This window comes from Phyllobacterium sp. T2-21 (genome assembly GCF_055378485.1).
This window is the reverse complement of the sequence record NZ_AP027915.1, coordinates 239,384-254,140: the sequence shown is the minus strand read 5'-3', so window position 1 is coordinate 254,140 and position 14,757 is coordinate 239,384. Positions and strand designations below refer to the sequence as shown.

16 protein-coding genes are annotated in these 14,757 nt (G+C 60.2%); 8 read left to right on the top strand and 8 right to left on the bottom strand.

What is annotated here, in order from left to right; all coding sequences use genetic code 11:
• Positions 1-75: 75 nt before the first annotated feature.
• From ACZ5FP_RS23325 to ACZ5FP_RS23310, 4 genes are all read left to right on the top strand, one after another.
• Entirely contained in the window at positions 76-1,050 is a 975-nt protein-coding gene (locus ACZ5FP_RS23325) for an ABC transporter substrate-binding protein (protein ID WP_464664829.1), read from the top strand.
• Positions 1,051-1,160: 110 nt separating this feature from the next.
• Positions 1,161-1,943: an ABC transporter ATP-binding protein gene (locus tag ACZ5FP_RS23320; RefSeq protein ID WP_464664852.1), complete on the top strand. Its 783-nt coding sequence runs from the start codon at positions 1,161-1,163 to the stop codon at positions 1,941-1,943.
• 5 nt (positions 1,944-1,948) lie between these two features.
• Entirely contained in the window at positions 1,949-2,863 is a 915-nt protein-coding gene (locus ACZ5FP_RS23315; protein WP_464664828.1) for an ABC transporter permease, read from the top strand.
• Positions 2,864-2,946: 83 nt separating this feature from the next.
• Positions 2,947-3,771 carry an alpha/beta hydrolase gene (locus tag ACZ5FP_RS23310; RefSeq protein WP_464664827.1) on the top strand — a complete coding sequence of 275 codons (825 nt, stop codon included), beginning with the start codon at positions 2,947-2,949 and terminating at the stop codon, positions 3,769-3,771.
• A gap of 89 nt (positions 3,772-3,860) precedes the next feature.
• On the opposite strand, the gene ACZ5FP_RS23305 is transcribed toward ACZ5FP_RS23310, so the two are convergent.
• Entirely contained in the window at positions 3,861-4,127 is a 267-nt protein-coding gene (locus ACZ5FP_RS23305; protein ID WP_105733374.1) for a helix-turn-helix domain-containing protein, read from the bottom strand.
• A 265-nt stretch (positions 4,128-4,392) separates the two neighbouring features.
• Here ACZ5FP_RS23305 and ACZ5FP_RS23300 point away from each other — a divergent pair, with 265 nt between their 5' ends.
• Positions 4,393-4,578, top strand: coding sequence for a hypothetical protein (locus ACZ5FP_RS23300; protein ID WP_464664826.1), 186 nt, complete (start codon positions 4,393-4,395; stop codon positions 4,576-4,578).
• Between the two features lie 412 nt (positions 4,579-4,990).
• On the top strand, positions 4,991-5,623 hold the full coding sequence (locus ACZ5FP_RS23295) for an outer membrane protein (protein ID WP_346305360.1): 633 nt from the start codon (positions 4,991-4,993) through the stop codon (positions 5,621-5,623).
• A gap of 255 nt (positions 5,624-5,878) precedes the next feature.
• Here ACZ5FP_RS23295 and ACZ5FP_RS23290 read toward each other — a convergent pair whose 3' ends face one another.
• The 5 genes from ACZ5FP_RS23290 to ACZ5FP_RS23270 all read right to left on the bottom strand — a co-directional run bounded on the left by ACZ5FP_RS23290 (position 5,879) and on the right by ACZ5FP_RS23270 (position 10,724).
• The gene (locus tag ACZ5FP_RS23290; protein WP_464664825.1) at positions 5,879-7,078 is read right to left on the bottom strand and encodes an ABC transporter permease; all 1,200 of its coding nucleotides are present in this window, start codon (positions 7,076-7,078) and stop codon (positions 5,879-5,881) included.
• A 2-nt stretch (positions 7,079-7,080) separates the two neighbouring features.
• Positions 7,081-7,800 carry an ABC transporter ATP-binding protein gene (locus ACZ5FP_RS23285; RefSeq protein WP_464664824.1) on the bottom strand — a complete coding sequence of 240 codons (720 nt, stop codon included), beginning with the start codon at positions 7,798-7,800 and terminating at the stop codon, positions 7,081-7,083.
• Positions 7,797-9,005: an efflux RND transporter periplasmic adaptor subunit gene (locus ACZ5FP_RS23280; protein WP_464664823.1), complete on the bottom strand. Its 1,209-nt coding sequence runs from the start codon at positions 9,003-9,005 to the stop codon at positions 7,797-7,799. Before ACZ5FP_RS23280 ends, ACZ5FP_RS23285 begins: the two co-directional genes overlap by 4 nt.
• Positions 9,006-9,334: 329 nt before the next feature.
• Positions 9,335-9,976 carry a 3-oxoacid CoA-transferase subunit B gene (locus ACZ5FP_RS23275; RefSeq protein WP_463012673.1) on the bottom strand — a complete coding sequence of 214 codons (642 nt, stop codon included), beginning with the start codon at positions 9,974-9,976 and terminating at the stop codon, positions 9,335-9,337.
• A gap of 1 nt (position 9,977) precedes the next feature.
• Entirely contained in the window at positions 9,978-10,724 is a 747-nt protein-coding gene (locus tag ACZ5FP_RS23270; protein ID WP_464664822.1) for a CoA transferase subunit A, read from the bottom strand.
• A gap of 82 nt (positions 10,725-10,806) precedes the next feature.
• Here ACZ5FP_RS23270 and ACZ5FP_RS23265 point away from each other — a divergent pair, with 82 nt between their 5' ends.
• Entirely contained in the window at positions 10,807-11,394 is a 588-nt protein-coding gene (locus ACZ5FP_RS23265; protein ID WP_464664821.1) for a LuxR C-terminal-related transcriptional regulator, read from the top strand.
• On the opposite strand, the gene ACZ5FP_RS23260 is transcribed toward ACZ5FP_RS23265, so the two are convergent.
• Positions 11,395-11,943, bottom strand: a complete 549-nt coding sequence (locus tag ACZ5FP_RS23260; protein WP_223614742.1) for a cupin domain-containing protein — start codon at positions 11,941-11,943, stop codon at positions 11,395-11,397.
• Between the two features lie 150 nt (positions 11,944-12,093).
• On the opposite strand from ACZ5FP_RS23260, the gene aptA reads away from it, so the two are divergent.
• Positions 12,094-13,422: an omega-aminotransferase AptA gene (aptA, locus tag ACZ5FP_RS23255; RefSeq protein WP_464664820.1), complete on the top strand. Its 1,329-nt coding sequence runs from the start codon at positions 12,094-12,096 to the stop codon at positions 13,420-13,422.
• On the opposite strand, the gene ACZ5FP_RS23250 is transcribed toward aptA, so the two are convergent.
• On the bottom strand, positions 13,419-14,633 hold the full coding sequence (locus ACZ5FP_RS23250) for an ROK family protein (RefSeq protein WP_464664819.1): 1,215 nt from the start codon (positions 14,631-14,633) through the stop codon (positions 13,419-13,421). The two genes, aptA and ACZ5FP_RS23250, sit on opposite strands and share 4 nt — an antisense overlap.
• Between the last annotated feature and the right edge of the window lie 124 nt (positions 14,634-14,757).

Sequence of the window (14,757 nt, the reverse complement as noted above, 5' to 3'; positions counted from 1 at the left end):
TCACGTTTGTTATATTATTTTCAAGCCTGAGGAGGCGAGGCCAATAAAAAGCCAACAAAAAATGGAGAACAATCGATGATCGGTGCAAAATACGTCGTGCGGACAGCGCTTGCTGCAGCACTGGGAATGGGGCTTGGGCTCAGCGCAGCCTATGCGGAAACGAAGATCGGCATTGCGCAGTTCGGCAAGCATCCGCAGCTGGACGAGACCGTCACCGCCTTCAAGGCCGAACTGGTCAAGCTCGGCATTGCCGATGCGGTTTTCGATGAGCTGCAGGTGAATTTCGATGCAACGCTCATCCCGCAAATGGTGACGAAACTGGCTTCGGCTAATCCGAAACTGATCCTCGCCGTCACCACGCCGGTGGCACAGGGTGCCCGCCAGATCGTCGGCAACACCGGCACGCCGGTTGTTTTCGCCGCCGTGACCGATCCGGTCGTCGCCAAGCTGACACCCTCCTGGGAAGCCGGCGACAAGAACATGACCGGTGCGTCCGACCTGCAGGACGTCAACTCCGTCGTCAAGTTCATCAAGCAGCTGCTGCCGGATGCCAAGCGTCTCGCCTATCTCTACAATCCGGGTGAAGACAATGACGTTGCCGTGCTGAAGCTGGTCAAGGAAGCTGCCGCAGCGCAGGGCCTGACCGTCGTGGAAGTCGGTCTCGACAATACCAATGACATCCCGATGCGCGTGAGCTCGCTCGCCGGCAAGGCCGATGTCATTTACGTACCGGCCTCGAACCTGGTGCAGCCGGCCGTTCCCGCCGTTGCCGCCGCAGCGCTCAGCATCAATATCCCGATCGTCAATGCCTCGGCCCAGGCCGCGCGTGACGGCCTTGTCGCCGCTGCCTTCGAAGTGTCCTACACCAAGGTTGGCCAGAACGCCGCCAAGCTTGCTGCCGAGATCATTGCCGGAAAGTCCGCTGCCAGCCTCGCACCGATCAAGCCGTCCTATGCGGATCACGCGGCGCTGATCAACGAGAAGGTCCTGGAGAAAACCGGGCATAAAGCCCCGGACTCCCTCAAGGATTGCGGCTGTTTCGTCAAATAAGCCTTCTCCTATCGTCTGCAAACATATAGTTCCTGCGCCATCACAGGCGCAGGAACTTTTGACACGGGGCGCTTCGTCCTGGTTTGAGGGGCTCAAACATGACTACCAACATGCTTGCCGTAACGGGCGGCACAAAGATTTTCTATCGCGGCACACTGGATGAACGCCGGGCGCTTGATGGCTTGAACATCGCGCTCAAACCGGCCGACTTCTGCATCGTCATCGGCAGCAATGGCGCGGGCAAGTCCAGTTTTCTCAACGCCGTTTCCGGCAAACTGCCGCTCGATGCCGGACGGATCACGATTGACGGCCAGGATGTCACCAAGCTGAACGCGCATCGCCGTGCCCAGTTCATTGCCCGCGTGTTCCAGGACCCGATGATCGGCACCGCGCCGACCATGACCATCGGCGAGAACATGCTGCTGGCCGAATTGCGCGGCAAGCCGCGCGGCTTTTCCTACGGGCTGACCGCGCCGCGCAAGGCCAAATATCGCCAACAGCTCGCCGAGCTCAATCTCGGCCTGGAAAACCGGCTGGACATGCCGGTCGGGCTTTTGTCCGGCGGCCAGCGCCAGTCGCTGTCGCTGGTGATGGCGGTGTCGACCCGGCCCAAACTGCTGCTGCTCGACGAGCATACGGCCGCGCTCGATCCGCGCACCGCCAAGCTGGTGATGGACACCACCGTGCGCGCCGTCGAGGAACTGAAGCTGACCACGCTGATGGTCACGCACAATATGGAACATGCGATCAAGTACGGCAACAAGATCGTCATGATGGATGCAGGCAAGGTTCTGCTTGAGATCGGACAGGAGGAGAAACGCGGCATTACCGTACCTGACCTCATTGACCGGTTTCACACCAAATCCGACGCCATCGCATTGCAGGGGAGTTGAGCAGCATGCTGGACATTCTTACCAGTTTCTACGGTCTCATTCCCGTCACGATAGCGCAGAGCCTGATCGTCGCCTTCGTGGTGCTCGGCGTGATGCTGCCGTTCCGCATCCTGAATTTCCCGGATCTGACATCGGAAGGCGCCTTCCCGCTCGGCGGCTGCGTCTGCGGCACGCTGATCAGCATTGGCGTCAATCCGTTTCTGGCCTGCGGCGTCGCACTTGTCTGCGGCTTTCTCGCCGGCTGCACCACGGCATTCATCCATTTGCGCTTCAAGATCAACACGCTGCTCGCCGGCATCCTGGTCATGACGATGCTCTACAGCATCAACCTGCGCATCATGGGCCGCACCAACATTCCGCTCTTCACCTATGACACGGTCTTCACCATTCTTGCCGGCCCGTCGGCCAACGTTCCCTGGGTGAAAATCCTGATCGTCGGCGCGCTGATTGCCCTGGTTGTCGGCCTGATGCTGTATTTCTTCATGTCGGAAAAGGGCACGTCGATGCGCGCCGTCGGCGCGAGCCCTGACATGGCAGAAGCACAGGGCATCAATGTCGGCATCGCCACCATCATGGGCGTCGGCGTTGCCAGTGCGCTTTCTGCAACCGGCGGCAGCATCATGGTGCAGACGCAAGGTTTCGTCGACGTCAACATGGGCTTCGGCATCCTGATCAACGGCCTTGCGGCGCTGATCATCGGCGAAGCGATCACCGGACGGCAAACCATCCTGCGCCAGGTCATGGCGCCGGTGGTCGGTTCGATCGTCTATTACCAACTGATTTCCTTCTGCCTGACGCTTGGTCTGGCCCCGGCCGATCTGAAATTCGCCACCGGCGCATTCGTTCTGCTGATGCTGGCCTTGCCCAACCTGCGCAAATCGGGTTCCGGTACGCAGATTCGCGAAAAGATACGGGAATAGACAACCCGCAGGACGAACCAGGCATTTTGCGCCGGGTTCGTCCTCTGGTAGTCTTGGGCAACGGCATCGATGGGGGAACCGTCATGAGCGCGAAATTCGACTGGGACGCCGCCTATTCCAATGGCGCCTACATCCCCGGGGGAAATGATTTTCCACCGAAATGGAAGGCGCTTGCCGCGGACTTTCGGACGGAAATGACGACCGCCGGCCGGCTGAAGGCCGATATCGGCTACGGTCCGCATGAACGCAATGTCCTCGATCTCTTCATGCCGCGCGGCGAGGCGAAGGGCCTCGTCGTGTTCGTGCACGGCGGATTCTGGATGAGTTTCGACAAGTCGGCATGGTCGCATCTGGCAAAGGGGCCGCTCGCGCACGGGTTTGCCGTCGCCATCCCATCCTACGTGCTGTGCCCGCAGGCCCGCATCAGCGACATCACCGTGCAGATTGGCACCGCCATTACCCATGCCGCGGCAGAAGTCCCCGGACCGGTTCACCTGACGGGCCATTCGGCGGGCGGGCATCTCGTCGCGCGGATGGTGTCATCCACCTCGCCGCTCGGGCAGCCGATTCGCCATCGCATCCGCAAAACGGTGCCCATATCGGCGCTCGGCGACCTGCGCCCCCTGATGAAGACGCGGATGAATGAAACGTTTCATCTCGATGCTGTCGAGGCGCGGCTGGAGAGCCCTGCCCTGCTCGAACCGCAGGAAGGCATTGATGTGACAGCCTGGGTCGGCGGCGCGGAACGGCCGGAATTCGTGCGCCAGAGCACACTGCTGGCCAATATCTGGTCAGGCTTCGAGTGTCAGGCGGATGTGGTGGAAGAGCCGGGAAAGCATCATTTCGATGTGATTGACGGTCTGGCCGACGGCGAGCACCCGCTGACGCGTACGCTGCTCTGCCTGTAGTCAGGGAATCACCAGAATCAAAAGACTGCCAGAGTTGGGATTTGGCTCTGGCAGTCTTTTGGATTTTTTGATTTAAAAAATCAATTATTTCATGCGCTTAAACGTTTTGAGACGTCAGGCGTCATGGCATTTGCCGGCAGCCCGAGGGCATGGGCAATGCGTTCCAATTTCGTCGGGTCGGAATTCTGCCCGCTTTCAATTGTATCAATTTCAAGGGTTGTAAGACCGCACGCAACGGCCAAATCCTCTACGGAATATCCGAATTGTTCGCGGAACGCCCTAACAATGTTTGTACCATTGGCTATCGCCGTGGAAATGGCTTCTGGCAATGAATAGTCGCCGACGGTTGTGCTCATCGCTTTGCTCCTAACGTGAATGGTTGGTTAACAAATCGGAAGGCAGAACTTATACGTCCATCGTCTTCGATCAAGCCTTTTATCAGCGATCACCAAAAACGTGATCGCAAAGCTCCATCCGAACATGCCTTATTTAGGCACCAGATGTCAGTAGAATACTGTAATTCGCGGAATGTTAACTCGACCAATTCCTAAAGAATATCAGTGGATTGTTACGCCACTGTGTCACTTGTGACAGGCTATATATAGGAAAGATGCGGCGGAAATGAACCATCACCCCCTGAAATATTTCAAACCGGTATTTTTGACGCTGGCCGCAGGCCTTCCCCTGCTGACGGGATGCGCAGGCGGTGTCTATTACGATGCGTTCCGGTATGACGCGACCTGCGTCGACACGGATTCGCGCCATCCGGAGCGGGGTCCGGTCTGCGTGGTGGAAAAGACCCGCTAAGCCCTTCCGGGGATAACAGCCCCGCCGGACCGGCATACCGGCAAACAGCGGCTGACGCGCCGAATGCCGTTTTTGCTTAAGAAACCGTAAACAAAAACGCTATAAATTATTGAAATATATAATAAAATTTCTCATTTTCCCAAACTGTGCAATGTGGATGCAATCTTCAATTGCAAAATAAACCATGTCTTCCGGCGCAATAGGTATTGCCGGAAGTGGGGTGGTCGATTGCAGGGGTTTTGCGTCAGTTTCGGTGGCCATTTCATGGATCGGGCGATCATCGCGCCGGAAGACATCTGTACCAGAGCGTGATCAACCCAAGTGTATCAGGCTCTCAGGAGTTGAACCCGCGCATCAACATGTCGCCGGACAGTTCGGTGGATCATGCGCTTGTATGTTTGGAGTAATGCGAATGTCCTCTCAGAGAAAGACTGTCTTGCTCGCCGGCGCCTTTGCGCTGGCAGCCTTATCAACCGGGACGGCGATGGCCGCCGATCTCTACAATTCCGCACCGGCCTATCGTGATCCGCCCGCCTCCCAGTGGAGCGGCGCGTATATCGGCGCCCATGGCGGAACCGCCTTTACCAAGTTTCCCAACCCCTTCGCCGACAGAAACGGCTGGAGCGGCGGCATCCAGGGCGGCTACAACTACCAGATGGGACCGGCTGTCCTCGGCGCCGAAGTGGAGGGCTCCTATCTCGGCGGTGCCGAGCACAAGGTCCTTGGCGGCAAGGTCGAAGAAAAATGGCGCGCCGCCGCCAAGGCCAAGGCGGGCCTGACCTTCAACCAGACGCTTGTCTTCGGAACGGCCGGCGTGGCCATGACCAAATTCGATTCAGGCGACAAGGTGCGCGACACCAGCGGCTGGAAGACCGGTTATCTCGTCGGCGCCGGCGTTGAACAGGCCTTTGCCGGCGGCCTGTCGGCCAAGATTGAATACAACTACATCCACACGCCCAATGTGAAGGCAACGTCGGCTCTCGGCCGCAGCGAGACCGACATTGGCAGTCATGAGCTTAAAGCCGGTCTCAACTACCGGTTCTGACGACGACGCATGATCCCGGTGGTGCAAAGGCCGCCGGGATCGTGTCCGACCGCATTCCGCAGCGACCCGTGGATTTCAGTCCCGTCCACGCGCTTGCGGTGTAGAAGTGCCTATCCATCATGGGCACTGTTCGGAGAGAGAATGGTCAAGGCACTTGCAGGGATCCCGCCCATCAGTCCCTGCCGCCAAGACTGTTTTCTCTCCGTTCTGTTTAGGGGTCTTTCCTGCTCAAACAGGACACAGGGCTACCGGCGCTTACTCATAGCGCAGTGCGTCGATGGGATTCATCCGCGCGGCACGGCGCGCCGGGAAATAGCCGAACACCACGCCGATCAGGGCGGAAAAGCCGAAGGCGATGAGGACGATCGACGGATCGAAGACGAACGGTACCCCCATCAATGTCACCGCGGTAAAGGCAAGCGACAGGCCGATCACCGTGCCGATCAGGCCGCCGAACAGGCAAAGCACGATGGCCTCGACCAGAAACTGTGTCAGCACCTGCCCTTCCGTGGCGCCGATGGCCAGGCGCACGCCGATCTCGCGGGTGCGCTCGGTGACGGAGACCAGCATGATGTTCATGATGCCGATGCCACCGACCAGCAGGCTGACGGCAGCGATGGACGACAGGAGCCCGGTCAGGATCACGGTGGTCATGGAAACGATGCCGAGAATCTGGCTGAGATCGGTCACCTCGAAATCCCGGTCGCCCGACTGGCGGATTTTACGGCGCTCCTTGAACAGGTCCTCAAGCGCCGTCTTGACCGGTGCCGTTGCCCCATCCCTGGCCGAAACCGTTATCAGGGACACGTCGGTCGACCCGGCGATGCGCCGCTGGAACATGCGGAATGGAATGAGGACCATATTGTCCTGATCCTGTCCGTCGATTGCCTTGCCCTTGGAGACCAGCGTACCGATGACTTCGCAGGAAATGCGGTTGACGCGGATGCGCTCGCCGTCCGGAATGCTGTTGCCGAACAGAACCCTTTGCACCGTCGCACCGATGATGCAGACGGAGCGGCCGCTGCGTTCCTCCGATTCCAGAAAATTGCGGCCTGTGGCGAGCTGCCAGTTCATGGTGGTGAAGTAATCGTTGGTGGAACCGACGATCGATGCCGTCCGGCTGTTGCCCTCGCGGATGGCGGTGCCCGAGACTTGGCCGAGCGGTGCCACAGCGGCCACGCCCGGCACTTGGTCGCGGATCGCATCGACATCCCGGATGTCGAATGTGCGTGGCGGCAGGGTCGACCGGCGCTCCGGATTGCCGGGCGACACGAACAGCAGATTGGTGCCGAGCTTGGAGATTTCGCCGGTCACCCTCTGGCGCGTGCCATTGCCGACGGTGACCATCGCGATCACCGCGCCGACGCCGATGACAATGCCCAGCATCGTCAGGAAGGAGCGCATCATGTTGCGCGACATGGAGTGCAGTGCCAGCCGGAACGCTTCAAGCAGCATGGTCATATATCCTGTCTGCGTTCGTCGCTTTGGATGTGACCATCGACAAAGCGGATGATGCGCTTGGCATAGGCGGCGATATCCGGCTCGTGCGTGACCATGATCACGGTGATGCCGCTGTCGCGGTTAAAGCCGGAGATCAGTTCCATGATCTCGACACTCGTCTTCGTGTCGAGATTGCCGGTCGGCTCGTCGGCGAGCAGCACCTGCGGGTTGGTGACGATGGCGCGGGCAATCGCTACACGCTGCTGCTGGCCGCCCGACAATTCCGAAGGGACATGATTGGCGCGTGCCGCCAGCCCCACCTGCCGCAATGCTTCCAGTGCGCGCTTGCGCCGCTCCGCAGCGCCCATGCCGCGATAGATGAGGGGCAGCTCCACATTCTCCACGGCGGATGTGCGGCGCAGGAGATTGAACCCCTGGAAGACGAATCCCAGCAATTCGCGCCGCAGCGTCGTCTGCTGATGCCGGTCGAGCTGGTCGAGGCCGGTGCCGCCGAACAGATACTGCCCGGTGCTTGGCCGGTCGAGACAGCCGATCAGGTTCATCGCCGTCGACTTGCCGGAACCCGACGGCCCCATGATGGCAACGAAATCGCCCCGTTCGATGGCAAAGTCCACCCCGGCCAGGGCGTGGACCGCCGCCTCGCCTGCTCCATAACTCTTGGTGATCCGGCGGAATTCGATCAGCGGCACGGCTTTTTGCACGGACTGGATGGTCATTTGGGCGGCGCGCTCGCTGCCACGATGACCTCATCGCCTTCCTTGACGCCGCCCGAGAGCACGATGGTGTTGCGTCCGTCCGTCGCCCCGGCGCGCACCTCGATTTTTTCCGGCTTGCCGGCACGAAGCACCCAGACGGACCGCTGCACGCCGGCTTCCTTCTTCACCGTGTCGGGGATACTTGCCGTCTGCTCGGGGCTTTCGGCTGCCTCGGTTTTCGCCGGCGCGTTGGGCGGCGCAAAACGCAGGGCGGCATTCGGCACCAGCAGGGCATCCTTGACCTCCCTGACCTTGACATAGGCTGTCGCCGTCATGCCGGGACGCAGGGCAAGGTCGTCATTCTCGACGGCCAGCATCGCCTTGTAGGTCACGACATTCGATACGGTTTCCGGCTGGAACCGGATATTGACGATCTTCGCCGGGAATGTCCGGTCCGGATAGGCATCGACGTTGAAGGTCGCGTCCTGCTGCGGCTTGACCAGACCGACATCGGCTTCGTCGACATTGACCTGCAGCTGCATCTTCTTCAGGTTGCCGGCGAGTTTGAACAGCACGGGCGCCTGGAAGGCGGCAGCCACCGTTGCCCCCGGATCGACCGAGCGGCTGAGCACCACGCCGTCGATCGGCGAAACGATCTTGGATTTGCGCAGGGAGGTCTCGTTGACCTGCAGTTCCGCTTCCGAAACGGCTACTTCCGCATTGGCAACGTCGAGCGCGGCGACGGCCGAGTCATATTCCGACTTGGCCACATCCAGCTCGCGCACCGATGAAACCTTGCTGTCCTGCAGCGATGTCATGCGCTCGAACGCGTTCTTCTTGGCCTCAAGCGTCGCCTGCGACTGCACGACCCGCGCACGCGATGCCAGAAGTTTTGACTTCGAGCTTTCGATGTTGGTCCTGATCGTGTCGATATCCAGCGTTGCCAGCACGTCGCCCTTGGCGACAAAACTGTTGTAGTCGACCAGAACGGTGCGCACGGTGCCGGAGAGCTCGCTGGACACATCCACCTGTTCGGTCGGCTGAACGGTTCCGGTCGCCGATACGGTGATGGAAAGCGTGCCCCTGGTCAGCGGCTTCTGGGTGTAGTCATAGTGGGTCCCGCGCGAAAACCAGCTCACCGCCGCCAAAGCCAGGATGACGAGAAGCCCGCCGCCAAACAGAAAGGGATGCCTGCGAAAGACGTTCCGCCGGCTCTTATTGTCCACAATGGAAGCCAGAGTCTTGCTCAGATCGGGTTGGTTTGTTGAGGAATCCACGCCGTTACGCCATTCGCTTGATCGGTTGCATGATACGCCAAAGCGCTTCGGGTGAGATAAGCGCACAAAAAACAGACTTCAATGCGATGGCCTTTTTACTATTGACCGCCCGGGGGCGGTCGTCATTCATCCTGGCCCCGATCATCGCAGGACGAGATTGCGTCAGCATTGCAGACCAATTGCCGATAAAACGGGGGGAAAATGGCCGCGCGCCCGCCGAAAAGCAGCGAGCCGGCAGAGGATCACACTCTGCCGGCTCGCATGACAGGTAAAATATCTTACAGGGCGACGTCGAATGCCGCCTGTGTCTTTGCCTTGATTTCATCGACCGTCACGCCGGGCGCTATCTCGATGAGCGTCATCTTCGGTTCGCCGCGCCGCTCGATCGTGAAGACGCCAAGATCGGTGATGACGAGATCGGTGACGCGCTGTCCCGTGAGCGGAAGCGTGCATTCTTCCAGAAGCTTGGCCTCGCCCTTGGCCTCATGCTCCATGACAACGACGACCTTCTTGACACCGGCCACCAGGTCCATGGCGCCGCCCATGCCCTTGACCATCTTGCCCGGAACCATCCAGTTGGCCAGATCGCCATTGCGCGCCACCTGCATGGCACCAAGGATCGACAGGTCGATGTGCCCGCCGCGGATCATGCCGAAACTGTCGGCACCGGAGAAATAGCTGGTCGTCGGCAGTTCGGTGATGGTCTGCTTGCCCGCATTGATGAGGTCGGCATCCTCCTCGCCCTCATAGGGGAACGGGCCCATGCCGAGCATGCCGTTCTCGCTCTGCAGCTGGACGCTCATGCCGGTCGGGATGTAGTTGGCGACAAGGGTTGGAATACCGATGCCGAGATTGACGTAGAAACCGTCCTGCAGTTCTTTTGCGGCCCGTTCGGCCATCTGATCACGTGTCCAGGCCATCTCAGTTCACCTCGTTTGCAGCGACAAGACGCGGACGGGTCGTCCGTTGTTCGATATGTTTGACAGGGTTCGGCACATGCACGATGCGCTTGACGAAAATGCCCGGCGTATGGATATGGTCGCCGTCGATCTTGCCCGCATCCACAAGGTTTTCCACTTCGGCAATCGTCACCTTGGCGGCTGTCGCCATGATCGGATTGAAATTGCGGGCGGTCTTTCGGTAGACGAGATTGCCTTCGGTATCGCCCTTGAAGGCGTGAACGATGGACAGGTCGGCAAACAGGCCGCGTTCCATCACATAGGACTCGCCGTCGAATTCGCGCACGTCCTTGCCGTCGGCAATGATGGTGCCGACGCCGGTCTTGGTGAAGAACGCCGGAATACCCGCACCACCGGCGCGGATGCGCTCGGCCAGCGTGCCCTGCGGATTGAATTCCAGCTCCAGTTCGCCGGAAAGATACTGCTGGGCGAACAGTTTGTTCTCGCCGACATAGGACGAGATCATCTTGCGGATCTGCCTGGTTTCCAGAAGCACGCCAAGACCGATACCGTCAACGCCCGCATTGTTGGAGATGACCGTCAGATTCTTCACGCCGGAATCGCGGATCGCATAGATCAGGGCTTCCGGAATGCCGCACAGGCCAAAGCCTCCCGCCATGATCGTCATGCCGTCAAACAGCACGCCATCCAGCGCATCGCTTACATTTGATCGTACTTTTTTCAAGAACACTCTCCCATTGTTCTGCATCCTCTGCGGCAGGGTCTGAACGCTGCCATTGCCGCAACGGTATGGCTTGTCTTGATGGCACAGGTAGTCGTATTAATACTGCATGACCACACCCGAGTTTCCTATCTCCGACATTGCCGTTTCAGGAAGCGCAAAACGCTTCGTGCTGACCGACATGCCGGTGCCGATGGTCTATGCGACACACCGTATCATACGCGATTGCAATTTCGAATTCGCCGAGACCTTCGGCTATGAACGCGGCGAACTGATCGACCAGAGCTTCAGCCGCCTCTATCCCAAGATCACCGACTTCGTGCGTACAGGAGAAATGTGGCGAACGAATTTCGCCGGCGGGCGCGTCTATTACGACGAGCGGGTGATGCGGCGGCGCGACGGCGCCAGCTTCTGGTGCCGGGTGCGCGGACGCAGCGGCAACCACGCCGATCCCTTTGCCGAAGCGCTCTACTGCTTCGAGCCGATGAACCGGACGGTGGCAGGCAATGCCAGCCTCATTTCCGACAGGCAGAAACAGGTGCTGACGCTTGTTTCCCAAGGCAAGACCAATGCGCAGATTGCCCTGGAAATCGGCCTGTCGAAACGCACCATCGAGGCGCACCGCGCCCGCATCATGCGCGCGTTCGGGCTGCACAACAGCGCCGAACTCATCGCCTGGTTTTCATCCCTGCGCTGATCAGAATGTCGGCGGCGTGCAAGCGCTGACGACCTCGCAGGGATTGGGGCCGACACAGCGGAAGCGGTGCGGCTGGCGGCTTTCGAAATAATAGGCATCCCCCGGGCCGAGAATGCGCCGCTGGTCGTCGACGGTCACTTCAATCCGCCCGCTGATGACGACACCGCCCTCCTCCCCTTCATGCACCAGCATGACCCGGCCCGTATCGCCGCCGGGTTCATAGCGCTCTTTCAGGATCTGCAGGGCACGGCCGAACAGGTTCTCGCCGATTTGCAGATAGGAGATGTTGCCCTTGCCGATTTCGACCAGCTCACCCGCCTCGTAGAACACCTTCTGCTTGCGGTCCGGTTCAAGGGCGAAGAATTCGGACAGGCCGATGGGAATGCCATCAAGAATGCGCTTGAGCGCACCCACCGAGGGATTGGTCTGATTGGACTCGATCAGCGAGATGGTGGAGTTGGTCACGCCCGCCCGTTTGGCCAGTTCGCGCTGCGACAGGTTGTGCCTTTGCCGCAGGAAACGCAGACGCCCGCCCAGATCAATTTGCATCGGATGCCCCTCCGGCTGTTCTACATGTTCGATATAATGAATTTATGAATGACGTATTTAGTAAAATCAATGCTTTATGTGAAGATAGAAAAGGACTTGTTGGTGAATAGAAAGCATGGCTCCCTGTGATGAGAAGAGGAGTCGCCCCACATGCTCATGAGCAATACACCATCACTCGAAAATTATTGGATGCCGTTCACGGCGAACCGGCAGTTCAAGGCAGCGCCGCGCCTGCTCGCCTCCGCCAAGGGCATGTACTACACCGATGTCGATGGCGGACAGGTGCTGGATGGCACGGCTGGCCTCTGGTGTGTCAATGCCGGGCATGGGCGCGAAAAGATCGCCGACGCCGTGGGGCGCCAGTTGATCACCATGGACTACGCGCCGTCGTTCCAGATGGGCCACCCCCTCGCCTTCGACTTTGCCGAAAAACTTGCGGCGCACGCCCCGGGCGGCAAGAAGGCCGGCCTGACAAAAGTATTCTTCACCGGCTCCGGCTCGGAATCCGTCGATACCGCGCTGAAGATCGCCATCGCCTATCAGCGCGCCATCGGACAGGGCACGCGCACCCGGGTCATCGGCCGTGAGCGCGGCTATCACGGTGTCGGCTTCGGCGGCATTTCCGTCGGCGGCCTCGTCAACAACCGCCGCGTCTTTCCGCTCCTGCCAGGCACCGACCATATCCGCCACACGCACGATCCCGTCCGCAACGCCTTCGTCAAAGGCCTGCCTGAACACGGCGCGGATCTGGCCGACGATCTGGAGCGGCTGGTTGCGCTGCACGGCGCCGAAACCATCGCCGCGGTCATCGTCGAACCGGTTGCCGGGTCAACCGGGGTTCTCCTGCCGCCGAAGGGCTATCTCGAGCGTTTGCGCGCGCTCAGCCAGAAACATGGCATCCTGCTGATTTTCGATGAAGTCATCACCGGCTTCGGCCGCCTCGGCACCCCGTTTGCCGTGGACTACTTCGGCGTGGTGCCCGATCTCGTCACCACCGCCAAGGGCCTGACCAACGGTGCGGTCCCCATGGGCGCGGTGTTTGCCAGCGAAACCATTTACGACGCGCTGATGCATGGCCCCGAGAGCCAGATCGAGCTTTTCCACGGCTATACCTATTCCGGGCATCCCGTCGCCTGCGCCGCCGGTCTGGCCACGCTGGAAGTCTACGAGGAGGAAGGGCTTCTGACCCGCGCCGCTGATGTGGCAGAGCACTGGCAGGATGCGATCCACAGCCTCAAGGGCCTGCCCGGCATTGTCGACATCCGCACCATCGGCCTGGTTGCCGGCATAGAACTCGCCTCGCGTCCCGATGCTGTGGGTGCTCGCGGCTATGATGTCTTCACCGACTGCTTCAAGAAAGGCCTGCTGGTGCGCGTGACCGGCGATATCATCGCCCTGTCGCCACCACTGATCGTCGAGAAGGAACAGATCGACACCATCGTGTCGATGCTGGGTGAAGCCATCAAAAACGCCGCCTAAGGCGTTTTCAAAATTGCCGAGAAACGCGGGTCAAAGGCCCGCGCGATCGGCTCCGCTGCCGCTCCCAAGGCGACTGACCAAGGATCAGCGAGCCCTGCCTGAAGGCGGGGCTCGGGGTAGCGGAGAGCCCGGTCCGCTATCGACGGCATCAAGGGCCCCATCCGCTCAATCAGGCGGTCAATCAGCGCTTTGGGCGCGCCGCCGCACAGAATGGTGGTCTGCGGATCGAAGATCGATTCCAGCATCTGAACGGTGCGGCGCAACCGGTCCGCCGCGTTGTCGATCCAGCGCTCCACGTCGGGACCACCATTGACCACCGCATCGGTGACCAGCGCGAAAAGCCGGGGGTCCGAAGGGTCGATACCCAGCACGTTGCACAGCGAGGCCATGGACGTGTAGTGCTCCAGCGGCTCGACATCCGCATCGTCGCCGGGAGCCAGCGCCAGCATCATGCCGATCTCGCCGGCATTGGAGTAGGCCCCGCCATAGATCTCGCCATTGAGGATCAGTCCGGCGCCAAGACCATAGCCGAGATAGATACACACGACATGGTCAAGGCCATGGGCGGCGCCCAGCAGCCTTTCCGCCGTTGCCGCCGCCGAGGCATCGTTCTGCAGGGCAACTTCAAGGCCGGTGCCTTCCGCTATCCGCTCGGCCAGCGGAAAGTTCTGCCAGGCTGTCATCATCCATGGATCGTCATAGAGCTCATTGATGCCGAAGGGGCCGGGCATGGCAAGGCCGAGGCCGACGAGCTTTCTCGCCGCATGCGGGAATTGCGCTGTCAGCGTTTCACAGGCCTTTTTGACGATATCGAGAATGACAAGAACCCCTTCCGCCGGGCCGCCGGAGGGCAATTTGGATTCCGTCTGCACCAGCACGTCGCCAACCAGGTTGACGATGACGGTGCGCGTGACATGCCGGTCGATCTGCAAGCCGACGGCGAAAGCGCCATCGGGCACCAGATGATACGGTGTGGCAGGCTGGCCCCGGCCCTTGCGGACACTGGCCTGCGACTGCACGAGCCCGTCGCGGGCCAGTTCCTCGATGATGTTGGACACGGTTTGCGGGGTCAGTCCGGTGGCACGGGCAAGGTCAGCGCGGGACAAGGCGCCATTGACCCGCAGCGCATCGATCATGATGCGACGGTTGTGCGCGCTCGCACCACCCAGATTGGTTCCGCTCTTGGCCCGGATCGATTTTCTCGCGTCCATTCCGCCCCCTCTTGACACCAGATCAATATTGATCAAGAAATAAGTCAAAACAATTGATTTAATCAAAAGACCGCAAGAGTCTTGGGGAACGTGAGCACTGGCTGGACGTAGGCACGTCGCGGAC

Bases quoted from the DNA above. Each gene is read 5' to 3' on its own strand.
- ACZ5FP_RS23325 (WP_464664829.1), top strand. From the start codon at position 76: ATGATCGGTGCAAAATACGTCGTGCGGACAGCGCTTGCTGCAGCACTG.
- ACZ5FP_RS23320 (WP_464664852.1), top strand. From the start codon at position 1,161: ATGCTTGCCGTAACGGGCGGCACAAAGATTTTCTATCGCGGCACACTG.
- ACZ5FP_RS23315 (WP_464664828.1), top strand. From the start codon at position 1,949: ATGCTGGACATTCTTACCAGTTTCTACGGTCTCATTCCCGTCACGATA.
- ACZ5FP_RS23310 (WP_464664827.1), top strand. From the start codon at position 2,947: ATGAGCGCGAAATTCGACTGGGACGCCGCCTATTCCAATGGCGCCTAC.
- ACZ5FP_RS23305 (WP_105733374.1), bottom strand. From the start codon at position 4,127: ATGAGCACAACCGTCGGCGACTATTCATTGCCAGAAGCCATTTCCACG.
- ACZ5FP_RS23300 (WP_464664826.1), top strand. From the start codon at position 4,393: ATGAACCATCACCCCCTGAAATATTTCAAACCGGTATTTTTGACGCTG.
- ACZ5FP_RS23295 (WP_346305360.1), top strand. From the start codon at position 4,991: ATGTCCTCTCAGAGAAAGACTGTCTTGCTCGCCGGCGCCTTTGCGCTG.
- ACZ5FP_RS23290 (WP_464664825.1), bottom strand. From the start codon at position 7,078: ATGCTGCTTGAAGCGTTCCGGCTGGCACTGCACTCCATGTCGCGCAAC.
- ACZ5FP_RS23285 (WP_464664824.1), bottom strand. From the start codon at position 7,800: ATGACCATCCAGTCCGTGCAAAAAGCCGTGCCGCTGATCGAATTCCGC.
- ACZ5FP_RS23275 (WP_463012673.1), bottom strand. From the start codon at position 9,976: ATGGCCTGGACACGTGATCAGATGGCCGAACGGGCCGCAAAAGAACTG.
- ACZ5FP_RS23270 (WP_464664822.1), bottom strand. From the start codon at position 10,724: ATGCAGAACAATGGGAGAGTGTTCTTGAAAAAAGTACGATCAAATGTA.
- ACZ5FP_RS23265 (WP_464664821.1), top strand. From the start codon at position 10,807: ATGACCACACCCGAGTTTCCTATCTCCGACATTGCCGTTTCAGGAAGC.
- ACZ5FP_RS23260 (WP_223614742.1), bottom strand. From the start codon at position 11,943: ATGCAAATTGATCTGGGCGGGCGTCTGCGTTTCCTGCGGCAAAGGCAC.
- aptA (WP_464664820.1), top strand. From the start codon at position 12,094: ATGCTCATGAGCAATACACCATCACTCGAAAATTATTGGATGCCGTTC.
- ACZ5FP_RS23250 (WP_464664819.1), bottom strand. From the start codon at position 14,633: ATGGACGCGAGAAAATCGATCCGGGCCAAGAGCGGAACCAATCTGGGT.